20 protein-coding genes are annotated in these 20,910 nt (G+C 61.7%); 14 read left to right on the forward strand and 6 right to left on the reverse strand.

The genetic code is table 11. The annotated features are described in order from the left end of the window. Window positions 1–62: 62 nt before the first annotated feature. Window positions 63–719 (forward strand): phosphatase PAP2 family protein, encoded by a 657-nt coding sequence (locus tag ACFSOZ_RS10455; protein ID WP_379096943.1) that lies wholly within the window; start codon window positions 63–65, stop codon window positions 717–719. On the opposite strand, the gene ACFSOZ_RS10460 is transcribed toward ACFSOZ_RS10455, so the two are convergent. Together ACFSOZ_RS10460 and ACFSOZ_RS10465 are read right to left on the reverse strand one after the other, a co-directional pair. Continuing rightward, on the reverse strand, window positions 716–1,384 hold the full coding sequence (locus ACFSOZ_RS10460) for an FMN-binding negative transcriptional regulator (RefSeq protein WP_379096945.1): 669 nt from the start codon (window positions 1,382–1,384) through the stop codon (window positions 716–718). The genes ACFSOZ_RS10455 and ACFSOZ_RS10460 overlap by 4 nt on opposite strands. 19 nt (window positions 1,385–1,403) lie before the next feature. Continuing rightward, window positions 1,404–2,078: an alpha/beta hydrolase gene (locus ACFSOZ_RS10465; protein WP_013532163.1), complete on the reverse strand. Its 675-nt coding sequence runs from the start codon at window positions 2,076–2,078 to the stop codon at window positions 1,404–1,406. Between the two features lie 241 nt (window positions 2,079–2,319). Between ACFSOZ_RS10465 and ACFSOZ_RS10470 the strand changes: the two genes are divergently transcribed. The 8 genes from ACFSOZ_RS10470 to sufA all read left to right on the forward strand — a co-directional run bounded on the left by ACFSOZ_RS10470 (window position 2,320) and on the right by sufA (window position 10,271). Further along, the gene (locus tag ACFSOZ_RS10470) at window positions 2,320–3,483 is read left to right on the forward strand and encodes a cysteine desulfurase family protein (protein WP_379096948.1); all 1,164 of its coding nucleotides are present in this window, start codon (window positions 2,320–2,322) and stop codon (window positions 3,481–3,483) included. A 187-nt stretch (window positions 3,484–3,670) separates the two neighbouring features. Beyond that, a complete protein-coding gene (gene sufB / locus ACFSOZ_RS10475) occupies window positions 3,671–5,188 on the forward strand; it encodes a Fe-S cluster assembly protein SufB (protein WP_379096950.1) in 1,518 nt (505 codons plus the stop codon). Window positions 5,189–5,505: 317 nt separating this feature from the next. Next, window positions 5,506–6,261: a Fe-S cluster assembly ATPase SufC gene (gene sufC / locus ACFSOZ_RS10480; RefSeq protein WP_379096953.1), complete on the forward strand. Its 756-nt coding sequence runs from the start codon at window positions 5,506–5,508 to the stop codon at window positions 6,259–6,261. 19 nt (window positions 6,262–6,280) lie between these two features. Then, window positions 6,281–7,549: a Fe-S cluster assembly protein SufD gene (gene sufD, locus ACFSOZ_RS10485; protein WP_379096956.1), complete on the forward strand. Its 1,269-nt coding sequence runs from the start codon at window positions 6,281–6,283 to the stop codon at window positions 7,547–7,549. A 105-nt stretch (window positions 7,550–7,654) separates the two neighbouring features. Beyond that, complete coding sequence (locus tag ACFSOZ_RS10490; RefSeq protein ID WP_379096959.1) at window positions 7,655–8,896, forward strand: cysteine desulfurase; 1,242 nt, start codon at window positions 7,655–7,657, stop codon at window positions 8,894–8,896. A 5-nt stretch (window positions 8,897–8,901) separates the two neighbouring features. Beyond that, a complete protein-coding gene (locus ACFSOZ_RS10495; RefSeq protein WP_379096962.1) occupies window positions 8,902–9,294 on the forward strand; it encodes an SUF system Fe-S cluster assembly protein in 393 nt (130 codons plus the stop codon). A 7-nt stretch (window positions 9,295–9,301) separates the two neighbouring features. After that, window positions 9,302–9,802 carry a DMP19 family protein gene (locus tag ACFSOZ_RS10500; protein ID WP_379096964.1) on the forward strand — a complete coding sequence of 167 codons (501 nt, stop codon included), beginning with the start codon at window positions 9,302–9,304 and terminating at the stop codon, window positions 9,800–9,802. A gap of 88 nt (window positions 9,803–9,890) precedes the next feature. Further along, complete coding sequence (gene sufA, locus ACFSOZ_RS10505) at window positions 9,891–10,271, forward strand: Fe-S cluster assembly scaffold SufA (protein ID WP_379096967.1); 381 nt, start codon at window positions 9,891–9,893, stop codon at window positions 10,269–10,271. A 33-nt stretch (window positions 10,272–10,304) separates the two neighbouring features. On the opposite strand, the gene ACFSOZ_RS10510 is transcribed toward sufA, so the two are convergent. After that, on the reverse strand, window positions 10,305–10,802 hold the full coding sequence (locus ACFSOZ_RS10510; protein WP_379096970.1) for a GFA family protein: 498 nt from the start codon (window positions 10,800–10,802) through the stop codon (window positions 10,305–10,307). A gap of 90 nt (window positions 10,803–10,892) precedes the next feature. On the opposite strand from ACFSOZ_RS10510, the gene ACFSOZ_RS10515 reads away from it, so the two are divergent. Beyond that, window positions 10,893–11,216, forward strand: coding sequence for a TfoX/Sxy family protein (locus tag ACFSOZ_RS10515; RefSeq protein ID WP_379096973.1), 324 nt, complete (start codon window positions 10,893–10,895; stop codon window positions 11,214–11,216). 11 nt (window positions 11,217–11,227) lie between these two features. Here ACFSOZ_RS10515 and ACFSOZ_RS10520 read toward each other — a convergent pair whose 3' ends face one another. Further along, window positions 11,228–12,145: a pseudouridine-5'-phosphate glycosidase gene (locus tag ACFSOZ_RS10520; RefSeq protein ID WP_379096976.1), complete on the reverse strand. Its 918-nt coding sequence runs from the start codon at window positions 12,143–12,145 to the stop codon at window positions 11,228–11,230. A 75-nt stretch (window positions 12,146–12,220) separates the two neighbouring features. Next, on the reverse strand, window positions 12,221–13,165 hold the full coding sequence (locus tag ACFSOZ_RS10525; RefSeq protein WP_379096979.1) for a carbohydrate kinase family protein: 945 nt from the start codon (window positions 13,163–13,165) through the stop codon (window positions 12,221–12,223). Window positions 13,166–14,269: 1,104 nt separating this feature from the next. Here ACFSOZ_RS10525 and ACFSOZ_RS10530 point away from each other — a divergent pair. After that, on the forward strand, window positions 14,270–14,824 hold the full coding sequence (locus ACFSOZ_RS10530) for a hypothetical protein (RefSeq protein WP_379096982.1): 555 nt from the start codon (window positions 14,270–14,272) through the stop codon (window positions 14,822–14,824). A gap of 61 nt (window positions 14,825–14,885) precedes the next feature. On the opposite strand, the gene ACFSOZ_RS10535 is transcribed toward ACFSOZ_RS10530, so the two are convergent. Then, entirely contained in the window at window positions 14,886–15,767 is an 882-nt protein-coding gene (locus ACFSOZ_RS10535; protein ID WP_379096985.1) for an IS1595 family transposase, read from the reverse strand. A 202-nt stretch (window positions 15,768–15,969) separates the two neighbouring features. On the opposite strand from ACFSOZ_RS10535, the gene recA reads away from it, so the two are divergent. The 3 genes from recA (at window position 15,970) to ACFSOZ_RS10550 (ending at window position 20,867) form a co-directional block, all read left to right on the forward strand. Further along, entirely contained in the window at window positions 15,970–17,067 is a 1,098-nt protein-coding gene (recA, locus tag ACFSOZ_RS10540; RefSeq protein ID WP_111542534.1) for a recombinase RecA, read from the forward strand. Between the two features lie 274 nt (window positions 17,068–17,341). Then, window positions 17,342–20,011, forward strand: a complete 2,670-nt coding sequence (alaS, locus tag ACFSOZ_RS10545; protein WP_379096989.1) for an alanine--tRNA ligase — start codon at window positions 17,342–17,344, stop codon at window positions 20,009–20,011. A 25-nt stretch (window positions 20,012–20,036) separates the two neighbouring features. Next, window positions 20,037–20,867: a PhzF family phenazine biosynthesis protein gene (locus ACFSOZ_RS10550; RefSeq protein ID WP_379096992.1), complete on the forward strand. Its 831-nt coding sequence runs from the start codon at window positions 20,037–20,039 to the stop codon at window positions 20,865–20,867. Window positions 20,868–20,910: the final 43 nt, after the last annotated feature.

Here is a 20,910-nt window from a genome sequence, read left to right on the forward strand (position 1 = left end):
CAAGAAGGCGCTTCGCCGCTCGTCCCGCCAGATACCCGAACATCGTATGGCCGGTTTGGGGCTTGGTCTGGGTCTTGCTGACGGCGGCGGCGTTCGTTCGCCTCGACATCCCGGCAGGAATGCTTCACGGCCAATGGTCGCCAGGGTTCGTCCGGTTGGCCGACTTCTTCACGCAGTTCGGCCTGGGTGGTTGGTATCTCATCCCATCAGCGCTTTTGCTCGTCGCCGCCAACCTGACGGACTGGCGAAGCCTTTCAAGGCGATCGCTGATGCTGGTCTACAACTGGACCTGCCTGGCTTTTCTGATGCTGAGCGCCGCCGGCCTGTCCGGGCTGGCCGTCAATGTGCTGAAATATGCGATCGGTCGGGCTCGCCCGATGTATTTCGACGATTTTGGCGTGCTGGCTTTGCATCCCTTTGCTTTTGATGCGCGCTTCGCCGGCTTCCCGTCCGGCCACGCCACCACCATGGGCGCCGTGTTCGGGGTCGCTCTGCTGTTGTTTCCGCGGCGCTGGACCATCGCCTTGGCGATCACGGCCTGCATTGCATCGACGCGGGTCTTCGTCGGCGCGCACTATCCCAGCGACACCGTCGCCGGCTTCGGTCTCGGCTGCGCCTTCGCTCTGGCGTGCGGGCTGGTCTTTGCCCGGCTCGGCTTTATCTTTCGTCAAATGCCGTCGGGCTTGCCGGTCCGCAAGGAAACGTTTCGGCTGACCTAATTGCCGTCCAGGCCGCCATAGGATCTGACCAGGCGGGCCATGTCGGGCGAGCTGTGGTCTTCGTTTTCGAGCCCTTGCGCAACGCCGGCGCGATCGGCGACCGGCCGGTTCTGGCTGACTTTCCACTTGCCGTGGATTTCGCTGATCTCGATTTCCAGTCCGATGATGCCCTTGATCTGCGACTGGATGAAGGGTGCCGGCGCATCGGTCACCGCCCAGGGCGCCGCGCGGGCGCCTTCCTGGGACGCGGTCAGATCGGCGATCTGCTGCGCCAGCCAGCCCTGGTCATCGATCACCTTGACGGTGCCGCGGACCTGCACGATGGCGTAATTCCAGGTCGGCACCACCTTGCCGGTCTCGCCCTTGGTCTCGTACCAGGACGGCGTCACATAGGCATCGGTGCCCTGGAAGACGATCAGCACCGGCGATGCCGGATTGTCGGCCAACAGCTGCCATTGCGGATTGGCCTTCGCCAGATGGGCGCGCAGCCTGCCGTTCGGCGGCAGGTCTTGATCAAGCCCAGAGGGGGCATCGAGCAGGAACGGGATGGCGTTGGCGACCGGCCCCTCGGCTCCGTTGCAAATCAACAGGCCGAGCGGATGCGCCCGGATCAGCCCGTGCAGGATTTCCGGCCGCGTTTCCCTGAAATGAGGAGGCTCGTACATCGCTGCCCGCTTCCTTTGCCTATCTCAACCGCTTCGGCCGCGGATCCGACAATTCGCCGGCCAGCCGGCGATCGAGATAGTCGGCACATTCCTCGAGCAGCAGGTCGGCATCGTTGGAGAAGAAGTGGTTGGCACCGGGCAAGGTCTTCTGCGTGATGGTGATGCCCTTTTGCGTGTGCAGCTTGTCGACCAGGCCTTGCACGTCCTTCGGCGGCGCCACCTTGTCGGCATCGCCATGGATGATCAGGCCAGAGGACGGGCAGGGCGCCAGGAACGAGAAATCATAGGTGTTGGGCTGCGGCGCGATCGAGATGAAGCCTTCGATCTCCGGCCGGCGCATCAGGAGCTGCATGCCGATCCAGGAGCCGAAGGAGTAACCGGCGACCCAGCAGCTCTTGGAATCCGGATGCAGGGATTGCACCCAGTCCAACGCGGCAGCGGCGTCCGACAACTCTCCGGTGCCGTGGTCGAACTCGCCCTGGCTGCGGCCGATGCCGCGGAAATTGAAGCGGAGTGTGGTGAAATCCCGCTTCTGGAACATGTAGAAGAGGTCGTAGACGATCTTGTTGTTCATCGTGCCGCCGAATTGCGGATGCGGGTGCAGGACGATGGCAATCGGCGCGCTCTTTTCCTTGGAAGGCTGGTAGCGTCCCTCCAGACGGCCGGCAGGACCGGTGAAAATGACCTCAGGCATGAAATACTCCACTTGGGTAATGCGAATGCGCGGCGCCCGGAACGTGTCTTTCCTCTGGCCTTGACGCAGGGCGAGCGTCTTCTTAGAAGCTAGTTTAGAATTGTTCAAAACTGAGTGGCCAAACGTCGAGCCCGGCCACCCGCGCCGCAAGCCGCGTAAATAGGACGGCTCGCCTTGGAATTTCAAGGAAATAACGCGATACGACAGCGGAATGGCTTCTGACGGGACCAAACGGACGAAAATGGCCGGAACACGCGCCTATCTCGACTACAATGCCAGTGCTCCGCTGCTTGCCGCGGCGCGCGAGGCTATGGTCGCGGCACTTGACGTTGCCGCCAACCCGTCGTCGGTCCACGCTGAGGGGCGCGCCGCACGGCGCCTGATCGAGAACGCGAGGCGTGACGTGGCGGCGCTGGTCAACGCCAAGGCCGAGCACGTTGTGTTCACCTCCGGCGCGACGGAAGCCGCCTCGACGCTGCTGACATCAAACTGGCAGATGGGGCGCGGCAGCGTGCGCATGAGCCGGCTTTACGTGTCGGCGGCCGATCATCCCTGCCTGTTGAATGGCGGACGCTTCCCGGCGGCGCAGGTCGCCCGGATCGGCGTCGACGGCAACGGCATTGCCGATCTCGACGCGTTGGCGGTCGCACTCGCCCATCACGACAAGGCCGAGGGCCTGCCATTGGTCGCCATCCATGCCGCCAACAACGAGACCGGCGTCATCCAGCCGATCGATCGCATTGCCGGGATCGTCAAGGCGGCGGGCGGCGTCCTCGTCGTTGACGCGGTTCAGGCCGCCGGGCGCATTTCGATAGACCTATCAGCGGGTTACGCCGATTACCTGATTCTGTCCTCGCACAAGATCGGTGGCCCCAAGGGCGTCGGCGCCGTCGTCGCGGCTTCGGACTTGATGATGCCGAAGCCCTTGATCAACGGCGGCGGCCAGGAAAAGGGCCATCGCGGCGGCACGGAAAACCTCGCCGCCATTGCCGGCTTTGGCGCCGCTGCACGCGAAGCCCTGACCGGATTGACGGCCATGGATGCGGTGCGGCATAGCCGCGACGAGATCGAGGCCATGGTGAAAATGCTGGTGCCGGACGCGGAAATCTTTGGAACCGGTGCGCCAAGGCTTGCCAACACGACATTCTTCGCTATTGCGGGCGTCAAAGCCGAAACCGCGCAGATCGCCTTCGATCTGGCCGGTGTGGCGCTGTCGGCCGGTTCCGCCTGTTCGTCGGGCAAGGTCGGGCCGAGCCATGTGCTGAAAGCCATGGGGTACGGTGACAGTCTTGGCGCCCTGCGCGTCTCGATCGGCTCCGCGACGGGCGCAGAGGACATCGAACTGTTCCGCACCGCGCTGGCGGCAATCGCCGCACGCCGGGCGAACAGGGAAAAGGCCGCTTGAACAGCGGCCGGACACAGACAGGCCTTTGGCCTGGTAGAGCCGTGCGTTTCATATTGGCCGGGTGAATTTCCGGTCGGAACGCACTATATGAAACTTACGCTGCCGCGAATGCCCTTCGGCGTTCATTTGGCGGTGCCATAGTTTGAAAACTGTCGGGCCTTGACCCCGGCGTGGATGGAGAACGCATATGCCTGCTGTGCAGGACACGATCGATCGGGTCCGAAAGATCGACGTCGACCAATACAAATACGGATTCCAGACCGAAATCGCGATGGACAAGGCCCCCAAGGGCCTGAGCGAAGACATCATCCGTTTCATTTCGGCCAAGAAGGACGAACCGTCCTGGATGCTGGAATGGCGCCTGGAAGCGTATCGCCGCTGGCTGACGCTGGACGAGCCGACCTGGGCGCGCGTTCACTACCCGAAGATCGATTTCCAGGAGATCTACTTCTACGCGGCGCCGAAGAGCACGCCCGGCCCGACGTCGCTGAGCGACGTCGATCCCGAACTGCTGAAGGTCTACGAAAAGCTCGGCATTCCGCTCCGGGAGCAGGAAATCCTCGCCGGCGTGCAGAAGACCGACGCCTCGGAACTCGAGGAAGTCAGCGACAATGTCTACAAATCGGGCCGCGTCGCCGTCGACGCGGTGTTCGATTCCGTCTCCGTCGTCACCACCTTCAAGAAGGAACTGGCGCAGGCCGGCGTCATCTTCTGCTCGATCTCGGAAGCCATCCGCGAGCATCCGGAACTGGTGAAGAAATATCTCGGCTCGGTCGTGCCGACCTCCGACAACTATTACGCCACGCTGAACTCCGCCGTGTTCACCGACGGCTCGTTCGTCTTCGTGCCCAAGGGCGTGCGCTGCCCGATGGAGCTGTCGACCTATTTCCGCATGAACGAGAAGAACACCGGCCAGTTCGAGCGCACGCTGATCATCGCCGAGGAGGGGGCTTACGTCTCCTATCTCGAGGGCTGCACGGCGCCGCAGCGCGACGAGAACCAGCTTCACGCCGCGGTCGTCGAACTGGTGGCGCTCGACGATGCCGAGATCAAGTATTCGACGGTGCAGAACTGGTACCCCGGCGACGCCGAGGGCAAGGGCGGCATCTACAATTTCGTCACCAAGCGCGGCGACTGCCGTGGCGACCGTTCGAAGATTTCGTGGACGCAGGTCGAGACCGGCTCGGCGATCACCTGGAAGTACCCGAGCTGCATCCTGCGCGGTGACGATTCCAGCGGCGAGTTCTATTCGATCGCCGTGTCGAACGGCTACCAGCAGGTCGATAGCGGCACCAAGATGATCCATCTTGGCAAGAACACGTCGAGCCGCATCATCTCCAAGGGCATCGCCGCCGGCTTCTCGCAGAACACCTATCGCGGCCAGGTCTCGGCGCACCGCAAGGCGACCAATGCCCGCAACTTCACCAATTGCGATTCCCTGCTGATCGGTGACCAGTGCGGCGCGCACACCGTGCCCTACATGGAAGCCAAGAATTCGACGGCACAGTTCGAGCACGAGGCGACGACGTCGAAGATTTCCGAGGACCAGAAATTCTACGTCATGCAGCGCGGGATTCCCGAAGAGGAAGCGATCGCGTTGATCGTCAACGGCTTCGTCAAGGACGTCATCCAGCAGCTGCCGATGGAGTTCGCTGTCGAGGCACAGAAGTTGATCGGCATCTCGCTGGAAGGCAGCGTTGGGTAACTGAGAAAATGCTGAAGGCCTTGGGAAACCTGTTGGTAGGCTCACTGGCGATAGCGCTGTTTCTGGCTATCGCAGGCGCAGTGGTGGCGCTTGTCGGCTCTATCTGGGACTTTCCAAACCTGAAGCATGTCGGAGCCTCTGTCGCTGCCACGGGAGGTTTTTGCTTTTTTGCTGCCCTTGTTCTGTTCCGTTACGTTGGCCGGATAAAACCGAGGACGCAGCGCAGAGCCGATAGCGGGAGCGTCGGGTGATCTCGATGACTGCCCGCAACACCAATTACACCGTCACTTACGACGACTATTTCAGAGAAAAGAACAATGCTTGAAATCAGAAACCTGCACGCCCGCATCGTCGATGACGGCACCGAGATCATCCGCGGCCTGAACCTTACGGTGAAAGCCGGCGAGGTCGCCGCGATCATGGGGCCGAACGGCTCGGGCAAATCGACGCTGTCCTACATCCTCGCTGGCCGCGAGGACTATGAGGTGACCGAGGGCGACATCCTCTACAACGGCCAGTCGATCCTCGAAATGGATCCGGCCGAGCGTGCCACGTCGGGCATTTTCCTCGCCTTCCAGTATCCGATGGAGATACCGGGCGTGGCGACCATGGAATTCCTGAAAGTGGCGATGAACGAGCAGCGCAAGGCGCGCGGCGAGGAGCCGCTGAAGATCCCGGAATTCCTGAGGCGGGTGAAGGAAGCCGCGGCCTCGCTCAGCATGGACATTGCGATGCTGAAGCGGCCGCTCAATGTCGGCTTCTCCGGCGGCGAGAAGAAGCGCGCCGAGATCCTGCAGATGAAGCTGCTGGAGCCGAAACTCTGCGTGCTTGACGAGACCGATTCCGGCCTCGACATCGATGCGCTGAAGATCGTATCCGACGGCGTCAACGCGCTGCGTGCGCCGGACCGCGCGTTCCTGGTCATCACCCACTACCAGCGCCTGCTCGAACACATCGTGCCCGACACCGTGCACGTGCTCTACAAGGGTCAGGTCATCAAGTCGGGCGACAAGTCGCTGGCGCTCGATCTGGAAGCCAATGGCTATGCCGGCGTGATCGGCGAAGCCGCGTGAGATGCCCGAGGTAATACCGATGAATATGCACACACAACCGCAGCGGACACCGGCCGAAACAGCGTTGATCGACGCGTTCGGCGACCGGCTGTCGCTGCTGCCGGGCGACGGCGCGGTGATGCTGAAGCGCGACGACGCCATCGAAGCGATCAAGCACGGCCTGCCGACGCGGCGCATCGAATCCTGGCACTACACCGACCTGCGCCGGCTGTTGAACGCGGTGCCGGACTTCGATCCGGCCGCCGCGGTCAAAGCCGTTGCGCCGATCGTGGAAGGCTCCGCCGTGCTGGCGGTCCTCAACGGCGTGTCGAGCGCGAAAGTGCCTGATATCGAAGGCGTCACGGTGCAGCGCCTGTCGGAAAAACTGACCGACGGCAGCATCGCGCCGGGGCTCGATCCCTATGGCAGCGACGATGCCATCGGCGCGCTGAACACGGCTTTCGTGGCCGACGGTTACTTTGTCGATATCGCCGATGGCACCGAGCTGGAAAAGCCGATCGAACTGCAGAACCTGCAGGCCGGTGGCCAGACGCATGTGCGCCTGCCGGTGCGTGTCGGCGCCGGCGCCAGGGCTGTCATCGTCGAACGTCAGGCCGGCGACGGGGCTGCTCTGGTCAGCTCGGTCAGCCAGCTCGTGCTCGGCGAAGGCGCCGAGGTGACGTGGCTGATCGTCCAGGAGCAGCCGGAAACGGCGACGCATCTGGCGCAGTTCAAGGCCCATCTCGGCAAGAATGCGAAACTGACGCTGTTTGTCATGAACGCCGGCGGCAAGCTTGTGCGCCAGGAGATCATGGTCCGGACGACTGGCGACGGCGCCGACTTCAAACTGCGCGGCATCAACCTCCTGGCTGGCGACACCCACACCGACGTGACCATGGTGCTCGACCACGCCGTGCCACACACGACCTCGACGGAAGTCATCCGCAACGTGGTGACGGGCAAGGCGCGCGGCGTTTTCCAGGGCCGCATCAACGTCCATCAATATGCGCAGAAGACCAATGCCAAGATGGCCTGCAACACGCTGCTGTTGTCGGATGATGGCGAATTCTCGACCAAGCCCGAGCTTGAAATCTTCGCCGACGACGTCGTCTGCGGCCATGGTGCGACGGTCACCGAGATCGACCACGACCACCTGTTCTACCTGATGGCGCGCGGCGTCGACGAGAAGACCGCGCGCGGCCTTCTGGTCAAAGCCTTCGTCGCCGAGGTGATCGAGGAACTGGACGACGAGACGATCGTCGAGGCGCTGGAAGCGAAGCTCGACGACTGGTTTGTGACACACGGGTAAGCTCCCTCCCTTCTCCCCTTGTGGGAGAAGGTGGATTGGCGCGAAGCGCCAAGACGGATGAGGGGTGCTGGAAGGAACGCGGCCTAGGGCGGCAAGGACTTCGAAATGGACCAGAAAGTCGAAAACATCCCCTACGACGTCGAGGCGATCCGCCGCGACTTCCCGATCCTGTCGCGCGAGGTCTACGGCAAACCGCTGGTCTATCTCGACAATGGCGCCTCGGCACAGAAGCCGCAGGCGGTGCTCGATGCCATTCAGCACGCCTACAGCCAGGAATATGCCAACGTTCATCGCGGCCTGCATTTCCTCTCCAATGCGGCGACCGACGCCTATGAGAAGGCGCGCGAGACGGTGCGCCGCTTCTTGAACGCGCCGAGCACCGACAACATCGTCTTCACCTCGAACACGACCTCGGCCATCAACACGGTCGCCTATGGCTATGGCATGCCCAACATCGGCGAGGGCGACGAGATCGTGCTGTCGATCATGGAGCACCACTCCAACATCGTGCCGTGGCATTTCATCCGCGAGCGGCAGGGCGCGAAACTGGTCTGGGTGCCGGTCGACGATCTCGGCGTCTTCCACGTCGAGGAATTCGAAAAGCGGCTGACCGACCGCACCAAACTGGTTGCCATCACCCAGATGTCAAATGCGCTGGGCACGGTGACGCCGATCAAGGAGATCGTCCGCATTGCGCATGCGCGTGGAATTCCCGTCCTCGTAGACGGCAGCCAGAGCGCCGTGCATATGCCGATCGACGTGCAGGACCTCGACTGCGACTTCTTCGTCTTCACCGGCCACAAGGTCTACGGTCCTTCGGGCATCGGTGTGCTCTACGGCAAGAAAGACATTCTCTCAGGCATGCGGCCGTTCATGGGCGGCGGCGAGATGATCGAGGAGGTGACGGAAGACATCGTCACCTACAACGAGCCGCCGCACCGCTTCGAGGCTGGTACGCCGCCGATCGTGCAAGCGATCGGGCTGGGCGCGGCACTGGACTACATGGAAAAGATCGGCCGCGAGCAGATCGCAGCGCATGAGGCCGATCTCAAAACCTATGCGCATGAGCGGCTGCGCGCCATCAATTCGCTGCGCATCTTCGGCGACGCGCCGGGCAAGGGCGCCATCATTTCCTTCGAACTGCAAGGCATTCACGCCCATGACGTGTCGATGGTGATAGACAGGCAAGGTGTTGCCGTTCGCGCCGGCACCCATTGCGCCCAGCCGCTGTTGAAACGCTTTGGCGTAACCTCCACATGCAGGGCATCGTTCGGCATGTATAATACCAGGGCCGAAGTCGACGCTTTGGCCGAAGCGCTTGAGAAAGCGCGCAAGTTTTTTGGGTGACGACCATGGATGACGCTAGCCACACCACCGAGACCGCGCCGGAACCGGCCATCAATCCGCTGGTTTCCGCTTCGGCCATTCCCGCCGACGAACTGGCGCGGCTGACCGACGACATCGTTTCGGCGCTGAAGACGGTCTATGACCCGGAAATCCCGGCCGACATCTACGAACTCGGCCTCATCTACAAGATCGACATCGAGGACAACCGCGGGGTCAAGATCGACATGACGCTGACCGCCCCCGGCTGCCCTGTCGCCGGCGAAATGCCCGGCTGGGTGGAAAACGCCGTCGGCGCCGTCGAAGGTGTTTCGGGCGTCGAGGTCAACATGACCTTCGACCCGCCCTGGTCGCCCGACCGCATGTCGGAAGAGGCGCAGGTCGCGGTGGGCTGGTACTGAAGCATAGATGTTCGACAAATCTCCGCAGAGGGCCTTGAGCGAAGGTGATATTCCACCTTCGGCGCAAGTAGTCGTGGTCTGGGGCGCTCCGGTTCTCGACGTTCTCGATGAACCGTCCGAATACCACAAAGTTATCGGTGCAATACCTGTCGCGATCAGGAACGTCATTTGCGTCGAGTTACTAAGTTGGCAGGTCCTCAATGGCGGCTTCAGGCAATATTTTTGGAATTCCTATGGGATAACGGCCCAGGGAGCCATTGAAGGTTTCCGCGCGATGGGTCTGGAAAAGCATGCAGAACTGACACGGCAGGCCTGCGCCTTGCTGGGCGAACGTTTTCCTGAAGAGCGTTTGGCAAGAATGGAGATCGTGGGCGAGGTTGGGGGAATTGGCATAAATTTCAACGCCTTGGATGACGCGTTCTATGCTTTGGAAGAAAATAACAGCGAATCGGCCGAAGCTGCGCTCGCTGCATATGCGACTGCAGCGCTGGACGCACGCTGGCAATAAAGACCTTGCAGTACGACACTGATATAACCATTTTGAGTTATGAAATGATCCGCAGGCCTTGAACCTGCGTGAATGCGGAGAAAATAGAATGGGACGCTTTGCCGTCATCACGATGACCGAAAAGGCCGCTGACCGGGTGCGCGAGATCGTCGCCACGCGCGACGGTGCGCATGGCATCCGCCTCGGCATCAAGAAGGGCGGCTGCGCCGGCATGGAATACACGGTCGACCTAGTGACTGAGCCCAACACCAAGGACGACCACATCGAGCGCGACGGCGCCCATGTCTATGTGGCGCCTGAGGCCGCGTTGTTCCTGTTCGGCACCGAGATGGATTTCGAGCAGACGACGCTGCGCACCGGTTTCACCTTCCACAACCCGAACCAGAGTTCGGCCTGCGGCTGCGGCGAATCCGTGGAATTGAAGCCGGCCGATCTCAAGGCGCTCGCGGAAGCACGCGCAACGGCCTGAGTTTCCTTCGCCCCGTTTACGGGGCGAAGAACCTCAATCCACCCACATGCCCGTTCGCTTGTGCCAGTCGGCGATCGATTCCTCCGGATAGGCATCGAACGTCTTGTCGCCCTTGCCGATCACTGGCTCGACCCAGTTGGCCTTGTATTTCAGCATCAGATGCACCCGGCTGGGCGGCTCGGGCAGGTCGTTGTCGATCGCCGAGGCGAAGGGGTGTACCAACTCTGGCCAGGTCGGATCGTAGAGCCACAGTGCCGATCCACAGTTGCGGCAAAAGTTGCGCTCGCCCGTTGATATCTCGCAATTCGGATGCTCGTCGTCCTCGATCTCGGCCCGGTAAACGCCGAGGCTCCTTTTGCCCTTGATTTTCAGGGTGTCGTTGATGGCGCCGAGATTGATGGCGAAGCCGCCGCCGCCTTGCTGCTTGCGGCAGATCGAGCAGTAGCACAGCATGAATGGTGCCGGCGTGTGGCTCCCCACCTCGAAGCGGACGGCATTGCAGCGGCAGGACCCTTTCAGCAGAAGCGGCATGACAAAAAACTCCGACGGATGGCTCTCAACCTGTCAGCATGATTTTGGTTGCGGCATGACAATGCCAAATGCCGGTGACATGATTGCGGCATGGACAATGAACGCATCGCCGAACTCTTCGAGGGCCTAGGCACGGTCAGCATCCGCAAACTGTTCGGCGGCAAGGGCATCTATTTCGACGGTGTCATCGTCGCCATCGTGCTGCGTGGCGAATTGATGCTGAAGGCCGATGCGGAAAGCGCGCCCGATTTCGAAGCTGCCGGCTGCCGGCAGTGGACCTATACCGGCTCTCGCCACGGCAAGCTGGTCTCCATGCCGTACTGGACCATTCCCGACAGCGCCTTCGATGATCCCGACGAGATGACGGCCTGGGCACGCCGCGCCTATGAGGCAGGGCGGCGCACCGGCAAGTAGCTGCGTCGGAACTACAAAGCCTTCGCGATCTTCGCCGCCAGCCGCGCATTGTTCTCAACCAGCGCGATGTTGGTCTTCAGGCTCCGGCCGCCGGTCAGTTCGAGGATTTTCGACAGCAGGAACGGCGTCACCGCCTTGCCGGTCACGTTGAGCGCTTCGGCAGCCTTCTGTGCGGCTTCGATGTAACCGGCCATCTCTTCGGCCGGGATTTCGTGGTTCTCGGGCACCGGATTGGCGATCAGCATGCCGCCGGCGAGCCCCAGCGCCTGCCGCGTCTGGTAGAAATGCGCGATCTCTTCCGGCTTGTGCAAGGTCAGCGGTGCGCGGAACGCCGAATGCCGCGACCAGAAGGCCGGCATCGTTTCGCAGCCATGGCCGACCACCGGCACGCCGCGCGTTTCCAGCACCTCCAGCGTCTTTTCGATGTCGAGGATGGCCTTGGCGCCGGCCGACACGACGATCACCGGCGTGCGCGCCAGTTCGTCGAGGTCGGCGGAAATGTCGAAACTCTTTTCCGCGCCCTTGTGCACGCCGCCAATGCCGCCGGTCGCGAACACCTTGATGCCGACCATGTGCGCCGCGATCATCGTTGCGGCGACCGTGGTGCCACCGGTGCGTCCTTGCGCCACCGCAAAGCCGAGGTCGGCGCGCGACAGCTTCATGGCGTCGCCGGTCATGGCAAGGGACTCACGCTCGCCGTCCGACAGGCCGATCTTGATGCGACCGCCAACCACGGCGATCGTCGCGGCCACCGCGCCGCCATCACTGATGATCTTTTCGACATCGGCTGCCATGGCGCCGTTGTCGGGGTAGGGCATGCCATGGGTGATGATGGTGCTCTCCAGCGCCACCACCGGCCGCCCGGCCGCCAGGGCTTGCGCCACTGGCGCATGGATGTCGATGAAGGGGCGGGCGGTTTCTGGCGTCATCTTGATCTCCAACCCGGAGTGCGGCGCATCCATCTGGACGCGCAGCTGCATGCCGGTGCTATGAACTGGCCGGTCTCATGCCACTTCCTGCGCATCCGGCACAAGAGCCAGCGCCTCGGTGAAATCAGCTGCGGTGAAATCGGGAACGGCGTCGGCGCTCTCGATGGCCAGCGTCGCCGCGGCAATGCCTTCGCGCAGCGCTGCGCGCAGGGGCATGCCGCGCAGCAAGGCGGCGACCGTCGCCCCCGCCAGCGCATCGCCGGCGCCGGTGACATCCACGACCTTTCTTGGCGTCGGCGGCAGGATCGAGAAGGTGCTGGCTTCATCGAAGCCCAGCATGGCAGCGCCGCCCGCTGTCACCACGCCGCTTTTGAGCCCTGCGCGTTTCAGCCCGTCGACAATGTCCTGCCCTGAGGCCGCACCGTCCAGCCCGGCAAGGGCTAGCGCCTCGCGCCGGTTCATGAAGACGACGTCCAGATTGGCGAGCACCGGCCTCAGGCGCACGATCTTGGCCGGCGAAATGGCAATGGCGAAGACGGGCTTGCCGGCGGCGAGTGCCACCAGCCGCTCCAGTGCTGCCGTCGGCAGGTTGGCGTCGCAGAAGACGGCATCGGCGGCGGCGACAACCTCGCGCACCTTGGAGCGCCTGACCTGCTTGGGAAACGCCAGCTCATAGAGCGCCATGTCGGCGAAGCCGACGATCAATTCGCCCTCGCTGTCGATCAGGGCCGTATAGCTCGGCGTCGTGCGATCGAGGAATACGGCGGACAGGTCGGCAATACCGGCCTCGGCGATGGCTCGTGAAACGGTATCCGCGGCCGCATCGCCGCCGCGCACCGACAGCAGCGACGCGGAGACGCCGCGACGAACCGCACTGCGCAAAGCATTGAAGACACCGCCGCCGACATCCTCGCGCATTGTGCCGGGATTGGACGCGGCGGGCACGTAGGGGCCGGACACCTGGCCACGCCGGTCGATATGGGCGCCACCTACGGCCAGAATCTTCGCGGATTTCAGCATGCCGGCGATATGACCTTTGTTATTCCAGCCGCACAAGCGCTAGGCTGCGTGACGAAGCTTCGCATCCAAGACAGCGATTCGGCAGATCGAAACAATCGAGCTGCCTGGCCCAATGCGAGGTGCATTCCTGATCGAAGGGATGTATCCCCTTTAGACATGTAAGAGGTCGAAGCTTTTGCGAGGAATGCCTCCAACTGATTCGTGGCCGCCACCGGTCGGCCCCCTAGACACAAATAGAAACGTGCACGACCGTTAGGTAGAGTCGCCCCTTTGAAAGAACTGTGCTTTGATGGCTCAGTCTTGGCAGGGGGGACTAATGGACAGGACTGTTGTTGCTCGATTTTACCAAGTTGAACCTCTAGAGGCTCGCGACAGAACGTTTTTCGATTGCCTGCAATCGATATGGGCAGGCGCCGACAGGGATCAATGGACAGAGGTAGCGGCTGAGATAAGAATTAAACTCTTGCGCTACCAAGATGCTGCCGACAACGCCGATTTCGTTGAGGGCGAATTTGTCCGGCAGCAGCGCGACAATATCCCGCCAATAGCTCCCGATGTAGGCCCGCTTGAAGATCAGGATAGGCCACTAGGCCACCGGTGCGCGTTTCGCTATCATCCACGATTGAACGTATTGCTTTTGGAAAGTCGCAGGGAAGCTGTAACTCCGGGGCGAATTAACCTTCTGGTAAGTCACAAGATCAGGCGTCACAAGGGGTTCCATATCTCTCCGTGCCTGTCAGAGACGGCGCTAGATCGATTGCGTGGTGGCACTCCGCGTGCAATCGAGTTTAGAGTGGCTCGTCCAGCCGATCTGGCTGTGGTGGAGGGCGACCCATTGGACATTGAGGGCAATCTTGGCAGGCTCTCGAATACGTTTGGTGGCCCTAACGTCGAGGTGCGCGTTTCGTGGCCTCGCGGTAATCAAGATGGAGTCTTGTCTCGCGATGGCATCAGAAGGTTATTGGGATGGTCGGCGAACAACAGAAGCCACGTTGAGAAGCTAAAGATAAAAATCTTGGAAGAACAAGACCCAATTGACGTGCTGTCTGAGCAAATTAAGGCAAGCAGAGAATTGGACCTACCCCCCCGTCGCGGACGCTAACTTTGAAGTTCGTCGGTCATTTTTACGACAAACTTTTGATGCACACTTTAGAACCATCGAGCGGCTTTATGGAAATGGTTGATTTTGCTGGTATTTCTATTTCGAGGTGGAGCGCCACCTTCTTGTCGCATAGGCCATTGGCCCAAGCGGCTGTCTTTTCCGTTGCCGGAACCATTCTGGCAACGTGGGCTTCGCGCGATAGCGATATCAATTCGCTGGCGATTTATTCCGGCATATTTGACCTTCTGACCGTGTTTACGGGCTTTATCGCCACGTTTTTCGTGTTCGTTGGCGCTCGGCAGAACGAATTCTTGGCGAAAATTCAAAACACAATGACGTTCAAGGCCATGCTTAGGCTCTTGCGCTTTACTCTCGTATGGTCGGCTGCGATGATATTCGCATCGTACGTTCTGGTTATCATGGCGCCAAAGGACGTGGCCGCGTGGTCCATAATGCAGGGCATCATATGGCTCTGGTTCTATAACCTGGGTCTTATCGTTGTGAATTTTGTAAGGTGCATCCGGCAATTCAACACGATCATCTCAGCGGGGAAATAGTCTGTGGATCCCACAAAACGTTTCGACCAGCTTCTAACGGCGATGGCGACCAAGCCACCGCTTACCGTTCCGGGCGCGGGAACGATTGCAGCAAGAGGTCAAACATCAAGTGGGGATGCTTCCGCAGGTTCTGCCGAAACTCAAACTCCCAAAGGTAGGTCTGCAGCCACTTCTCAGAAACTGAAACGTAAGTCCCGCGCATCGAACGCTTAACGTGCGACCAGAAAGCTTCGATGTTGTTGGTGTGGACCTGACCATTCACGTACTCGCCAGCACTGTGGTTCACGGTGCCATGCAGGTAGCCAAGTTCTGACAGTTCCTTGAACACGCCAGCCTCATCCGTCGCGACGCGCGAACCGGGCTTAATCCAATCGAATATGGCAGGCATGACGTGCTTACGGCCACGGCCCGGCACAATGCGCGTAATGACCTCGCCGCCACGTTCGATGGCACCGAACACAACCGTCTTGTCGTCCTCGCCCTGCTTGTCCTTGCCGCCGTAAAACATCTTATCGGCTTCCACGATGCCGCCGTCCACGCCACCAAGCGGCGCATCACCATCGACATAGCCCATGTACTGGCGGATGAGATTGCACATGCGCCAAGCGGTCTTGTAGGTCACGCCGATGGTGCGCTGGACTTCCTTCGCAGACACGCCGTTGCGGGATGAGCAGAACAGGAACATGACGGTGTACCAGTCACGCAAGGACGTGCGCGTCGCTTCGAATGGAGTGCCAGCGGTCGGGTAGACCTGATAGCCGCAGAAATCGCATTCGTAGCAGCGACGAGCCTTCACGCGATGGAAGTTCGCTTCCTTGCCGCACTTGGCGCAAGTGTGCCGCTTCCCGTAGCGGGTAATCATCAAATGATCGAGGCAAGTCTCGTCATCCGGGAACCGTTCAAGGAACTGGCGAATCGTTGGGAGTTTGGTGTTCGTGCTCATGTCTGATTATATAGCACGACCCTTTACATGTTTCAAGGGGATACATCCCTGATCGAATCCCTAGGACAAAAAAAGAACAAATCCGGATATTGATTGTTTTTCAGATAATTGAACCCCCTTGCCAAACGAGAACAAAAAAGGTACAAATAGGCAGGGATTACGGATTGTCCGGCCTTCATTGACGACCAAGGGGTGATGTATCATGGCTCAGAATTCTTTGCGGCTGGTAGAGGACAAAGCGGTGGACAAATCAAAGGCTCTGGATGCGGCGCTGTCGCAAATCGAGCGGGCTTTCGGCAAAGGCTCGATCATGCGGCTCGGCGCGAACGAGCAGGTCGTCGAGATCGAAACCGTGCCGACCGGCTCGCTTGGCCTCGACATCGCGCTTGGCGTCGGTGGCCTGCCGCGCGGCCGCATCGTCGAGATCTACGGGCCGGAAAGCTCGGGCAAGACGACGCTGGCGCTGCACACCGTGGCCGAAGCCCAGAAGAAGGGCGGCATCTGCGCCTTCGTCGATGCCGAGCATGCGCTCGATCCGGTCTATGCCCGCAAGCTTGGCGTCGATCTGGAGAACCTCCTGATCTCGCAGCCCGACACGGGTGAGCAGGCGCTGGAAATCTGCGACACGCTGGTGCGCTCCGGTGCCATCGACGTGCTGGTGGTCGATTCGGTCGCGGCGCTGACGCCACGCGCCGAAATCGAAGGCGAGATGGGCGATTCGCTGCCCGGCCTGCAGGCCCGCCTGATGAGCCAGGCGCTGCGCAAGCTGACCGCCTCGATCTCGCGCTCCAACACCATGGTCATCTTCATCAACCAGATTCGCATGAAGATCGGCGTCATGTTCGGTTCGCCCGAGACCACGACCGGCGGTAATGCGCTGAAATTCTACGCTTCGGTCCGCCTCGACATCCGCCGCATCGGCTCGGTCAAGGACCGCGACGAGGTCGTCGGCAACCAGACCCGCGTCAAGGTGGTCAAGAACAAGCTGGCGCCGCCCTTCAAGGTGGTCGAGTTCGACATCATGTATGGCGAGGGCGTGTCCAAGACCGGCGAACTGGTCGATCTCGGCGTCAAGGCCGGCGTGGTCGAGAAGTCGGGCGCCTGGTTCTCCTACAATTCGCAGCGTCTCGGCCAGGGCCGCGAGAACGCCAAACTGTTCCTGCGCGACAATCCCGACACGGCGCGCGAGATCGAACTGGCGCTCAGGCAGAATGCCGGGTTGATCGCCGAGAAATTCCTCGAGAATGGCGGCGCCGAGAGCGGCGACGACGGTTTCGAGGAGGAATCCGGCGCGATGTAGCAACTTCGTGCGCAAGATGCTGGCCGGAGTTCGGCCATAATCTTGTTCCATTACCTCAAGCTTATGTAATTGAGTTCTGTGTTTTCGTGTCCAAACCGCCGGCCTCGTGCCGGCGGTTTTTCGTTTTGGCGGCGAAGCAGCCCGGGTTCGAACGGCCGGCAAATGCCGCGAATTGGACCAATTCCGTGTTTCTGGACAGGGTGCGATGTGACGGCTAAAAGGCCATGTCCATTTCCGCCGGTTTGCCGGCGGCTCTCTCGAAAAGGCAGTATTCATGAGTGGCGTGAACGAGATCCGGTCGACCTTTCTCGACTACTTCCGCAAGGAGGGTCACGAGATCGTCGCGTCGAGCCCGCTGGTGCCGCGCAACGATCCGACGCTGATGTTCACCAACGCCGGCATGGTGCAGTTCAAGAACGTCTTCACCGGATTGGAGAAGCGGCCTTATTCGCGCGCCTCGACCGCCCAGAAGAGCGTTCGCGCCGGCGGCAAGCACAACGACCTCGACAATGTCGGCTACACGGCGCGCCATCTGACCTTTTTCGAGATGCTCGGCAATTTCTCCTTTGGCGACTATTTCAAGGAGCGCGCCATCGAGCTTGCCTGGAACCTGATCACCAAGGAATTCGGGCTGAACAAGGACAAGCTGCTGGTCACCGTCTATCACACGGATGACGAGGCGGCCGGCTTCTGGAAGAAGATCGCCGGGTTTTCCGATGACCGCATCATTCGCATCGCGACCTCAGACAATTTCTGGGCGATGGGCGACACCGGACCGTGCGGACCGTGTTCGGAGATCTTCATCGACCGCGGCGAACACATCTGGGGCGGACCTCCCGGCAGCCCCGAGGAGGATGGCGACCGCTTTCTCGAATTCTGGAACCTGGTGTTCATGCAGTATGAACAGGTGACGAAGGCGGAGCGCATCGACCTGCCGCGCCCTTCGATCGACACCGGCATGGGCCTGGAGCGCATGGCGTCCATCCTGCAGGGGGTGGAAAGCGTCTTCGAGACCGATCTGTTCCGTCATCTGATCGACGCGGCGTCGTCCGCTATCGGGCACGGTCCCGACAAGGAGACGGTCGCGTCCTTCCGCGTCATTGCCGATCATCTGCGCTCGTCCTCCTTCCTGGTGGCCGATGGCGTGCTGCCGTCGAACGAAGGCCGTGGCTATGTCCTGCGCCGCATCATGCGCCGTGCCATGCGCCATGCGCAGTTGCTCGGTGCCCGCGATCCCCTGATGTGGCGCCTTGTGCCGGCGCTGGTGCGCGAGATGGGCCAGGCCTATCCGGAACTGGTGCGTGGCGAGCAGTTGATCACCGAGACCCTGAAGCTCGAGGAAACCCGTTTCCGCAAGACGCTGGTGCGTGGCCTCGGCTTGCTTGCTGAGGCGACGGAAACGCTGGGCGCCGGCGACATACTGGATGGCGAAACGGCTTTCAAACTCTACGACACCTACGGCTTCCCGCTCGATCTGACGCAGGATGCATTGCGCCAGCGCAGCATCTCGGTCGATCTTGCCGGCTTCACCAATGCTATGGAACGGCAGAAGACCGAGGCGCGGGCACACTGGGCGGGCTCCGGTGACGCGGCCACCGAAACTGTCTGGTTCCCGGTGCGCGAGAAGGCCGGTGCCACCGAATTCCTCGGCTACGAGACCGAGCAGGCGGAAGGCCTCATCCAGGCGCTGGTCCGGGACGGCAAGACCGTCGACAGCGCCGGCAAGGGCGACGCGGTTGCCGTGGTCGTCAACCAGACGCCGTTCTATGCCGAGTCCGGCGGCCAGATGGGCGACACCGGCGTCATGTCAGGCGAGGGCTTCTCGATCGAGATTTCCGATACGCAGAAGAAGGCCGATGGGCTGTTCGTCCATATCGGCAAAGTGGCCAGCGGCACGGTCAAGACGGGTGCTGCCGTCGAACTGAAGGTTGACCATGCGCGCCGCTCCAGGCTGCGCGCGAACCATTCCGCGACGCATCTGATCCATGAGGCGCTGCGCGAGGTGCTGGGTAGCCATGTCGCGCAGAAAGGCTCGCTGGTCGCGCCCGAGCGCCTGCGCTTCGACATCTCGCACAACAAGCCCATTTCGCCGGAGGATCTCGAAGAGGTCGAGCGCATGGCGAACGAGATCGTCGTCCAGAACGGCCCGGTGACCACGCGCCTGATGTCGGTCGACGACGCCATCGACGAGGGCGCCATGGCGCTGTTTGGCGAGAAGTACGGCGATGAAGTGCGCGTCGTGTCGATGGGCACCGGCCTGCATGGTGCCAAGGCCAACCGGCCCTATTCGGTCGAGCTCTGCGGTGGCACGCATGTCAGGGCGACCGGCGATATCGGTCTGGTGCGTGTCGTGTCGGACAGCGCGGTCGCCGCCGGCGTGCGCCGCATCGAGGCTTTGACCGGCGAAGCCGCGCGCAAGTATCTCGACGAGCAGGACCGGCGCCTGAAATCGGTCGCTTCGACGCTGAAGATCTCGCCGGCCGACGTGCCGGCGCGCGTCGAAGCGCTGCTCGACGAGCGCAAGAAGCTCGAGAAGGAACTGACCGAAGCGCGCAAGAAACTTGCGCTGGGCGGCGGTGCCGCGGCGGGTGCGCCGTCGGAGAACGAGACCGTGGCGGGTGTCGGCTTCCTCGGCAAGGCGGTCTCGGGTGTTTCGCCGAAGGATCTGAAGCCGCTGGCCGATGCCGGCAAGAGCTCGCTCGGCTCCGGCGTCGTCGTCTTCGTCGGCGCCGGCGAAGACAACAAGGCGAGCGTCGTGGTCGCCGTCACAGACGACCTCGTCGGCCGCTTCAGCGCCGTCGATCTGGTGCGCGTGGCCTCCGCCGCATTAGGCGGGCAGGGCGGTGGTGGCCGCCCCGACATGGCGCAGGCCGGAGGCCCCGACGCCTCGAAAGCCAATGATGCGATCGCCGCGGTCAGGGCTGCGATCAGCGAGGCGGCGTAACCGGCGCCAGTGAGGTGAGGCTGGCGTGGCAGCCGGCCCGGCGGACATCTTGGGGGATGATGTGCCTACGCTGACCATGTATCAGGTCGACGCTTTTGCCGACCGCGCCTTTCAGGGCAACCCCGCAGCCGTCCTCATCTTGCAGGACTGGCTGGCGGACGATGTGATGCAGGCCGTCGCAAATGAGAACAATCTTGCCGAAACCGCCTTTGCGCGGCCGAACGGCAAAGGCTGGGATTTGCGCTGGTTCACACCGGTTCACGAAGTCGACTTCTGTGGTCACGCCACGCTGGCGACCGCCCATGTGCTGGCGTCGCAACACAATGTGGCTGATGACATGGCCTTTGCCACGCGCGTGGGCGAATTGCGGGTCTCGCAGCGGCAAGGCGCCTACCAGCTCGATCTGCCATGTTTTCCGCCGCAGCCTGTCGATGGCAAAACCATGTCGGCGCTGCAGGAGATTTTATCCCCGCATCCGGTTACGGGCTTTCGCAATTTTGAGAACCTGTTCGTCGAGCTCGCCGACGAGCAGTCCGTCCGGTCCTTCGTACCCGATCTGCTCAGGATCGGAACCTTCCATCCGCTCGGCCTGGTCATTACCGCGCGCGGTCAAGCGCATGATTTCGTGTCCCGCTATTTCGTTCCTGGAGCAGGCATTCCCGAGGATCCGGTGACCGGCTCCATCCATGCGACGCTGGTGCCCTACTGGTCTGAAAAACTCGGGAAGGCCCATCTGTCGGCGTTCCAGTGTTCACAGCGCGGCGGGCATCTGCTGTGTGATCTGGCCGGAGATCGCGTGCTGATCCAGGGCCGCGCCAGGACCTTCATGAAGGCGGAAATCTACCTTCCAGAATGAACAGCGGGCCGGAATGAATGGCGGGCCGGAATGAACGGCGAGG

The organism is Mesorhizobium newzealandense, from assembly GCF_042682145.1.
In the GTDB taxonomy this organism is placed as follows: Bacteria; Pseudomonadota; Alphaproteobacteria; order Rhizobiales; family Rhizobiaceae; genus Mesorhizobium; species Mesorhizobium newzealandense.

Excerpts from the sequence above, each read along its gene's own strand:
- alaS (WP_379096989.1), top strand. The coding sequence starts at position 17,342 with ATGAGTGGCGTGAACGAGATCCGGTCGACCTTTCTCGACTACTTCCGC.
- ACFSOZ_RS10500 (WP_379096964.1), top strand. The coding sequence starts at position 9,302 with ATGTTCGACAAATCTCCGCAGAGGGCCTTGAGCGAAGGTGATATTCCA.
- sufC (WP_379096953.1), top strand. The coding sequence starts at position 5,506 with ATGCTTGAAATCAGAAACCTGCACGCCCGCATCGTCGATGACGGCACC.
- sufA (WP_379096967.1), top strand. The coding sequence starts at position 9,891 with ATGGGACGCTTTGCCGTCATCACGATGACCGAAAAGGCCGCTGACCGG.
- ACFSOZ_RS10525 (WP_379096979.1), bottom strand. The coding sequence starts at position 13,165 with ATGCTGAAATCCGCGAAGATTCTGGCCGTAGGTGGCGCCCATATCGAC.
- ACFSOZ_RS10490 (WP_379096959.1), top strand. The coding sequence starts at position 7,655 with ATGGACCAGAAAGTCGAAAACATCCCCTACGACGTCGAGGCGATCCGC.
- ACFSOZ_RS10515 (WP_379096973.1), top strand. The coding sequence starts at position 10,893 with ATGGACAATGAACGCATCGCCGAACTCTTCGAGGGCCTAGGCACGGTC.
- ACFSOZ_RS10495 (WP_379096962.1), top strand. The coding sequence starts at position 8,902 with ATGGATGACGCTAGCCACACCACCGAGACCGCGCCGGAACCGGCCATC.
- ACFSOZ_RS10470 (WP_379096948.1), top strand. The coding sequence starts at position 2,320 with ATGGCCGGAACACGCGCCTATCTCGACTACAATGCCAGTGCTCCGCTG.
- ACFSOZ_RS10520 (WP_379096976.1), bottom strand. The coding sequence starts at position 12,145 with ATGACGCCAGAAACCGCCCGCCCCTTCATCGACATCCATGCGCCAGTG.
- ACFSOZ_RS10465 (WP_013532163.1), bottom strand. The coding sequence starts at position 2,078 with ATGCCTGAGGTCATTTTCACCGGTCCTGCCGGCCGTCTGGAGGGACGC.
- sufB (WP_379096950.1), top strand. The coding sequence starts at position 3,671 with ATGCCTGCTGTGCAGGACACGATCGATCGGGTCCGAAAGATCGACGTC.
- ACFSOZ_RS10510 (WP_379096970.1), bottom strand. The coding sequence starts at position 10,802 with ATGCCGCTTCTGCTGAAAGGGTCCTGCCGCTGCAATGCCGTCCGCTTC.
- ACFSOZ_RS10535 (WP_379096985.1), bottom strand. The coding sequence starts at position 15,767 with ATGAGCACGAACACCAAACTCCCAACGATTCGCCAGTTCCTTGAACGG.
- ACFSOZ_RS10460 (WP_379096945.1), bottom strand. The coding sequence starts at position 1,384 with ATGTACGAGCCTCCTCATTTCAGGGAAACGCGGCCGGAAATCCTGCAC.
- sufD (WP_379096956.1), top strand. The coding sequence starts at position 6,281 with ATGAATATGCACACACAACCGCAGCGGACACCGGCCGAAACAGCGTTG.
- recA (WP_111542534.1), top strand. The coding sequence starts at position 15,970 with ATGGCTCAGAATTCTTTGCGGCTGGTAGAGGACAAAGCGGTGGACAAA.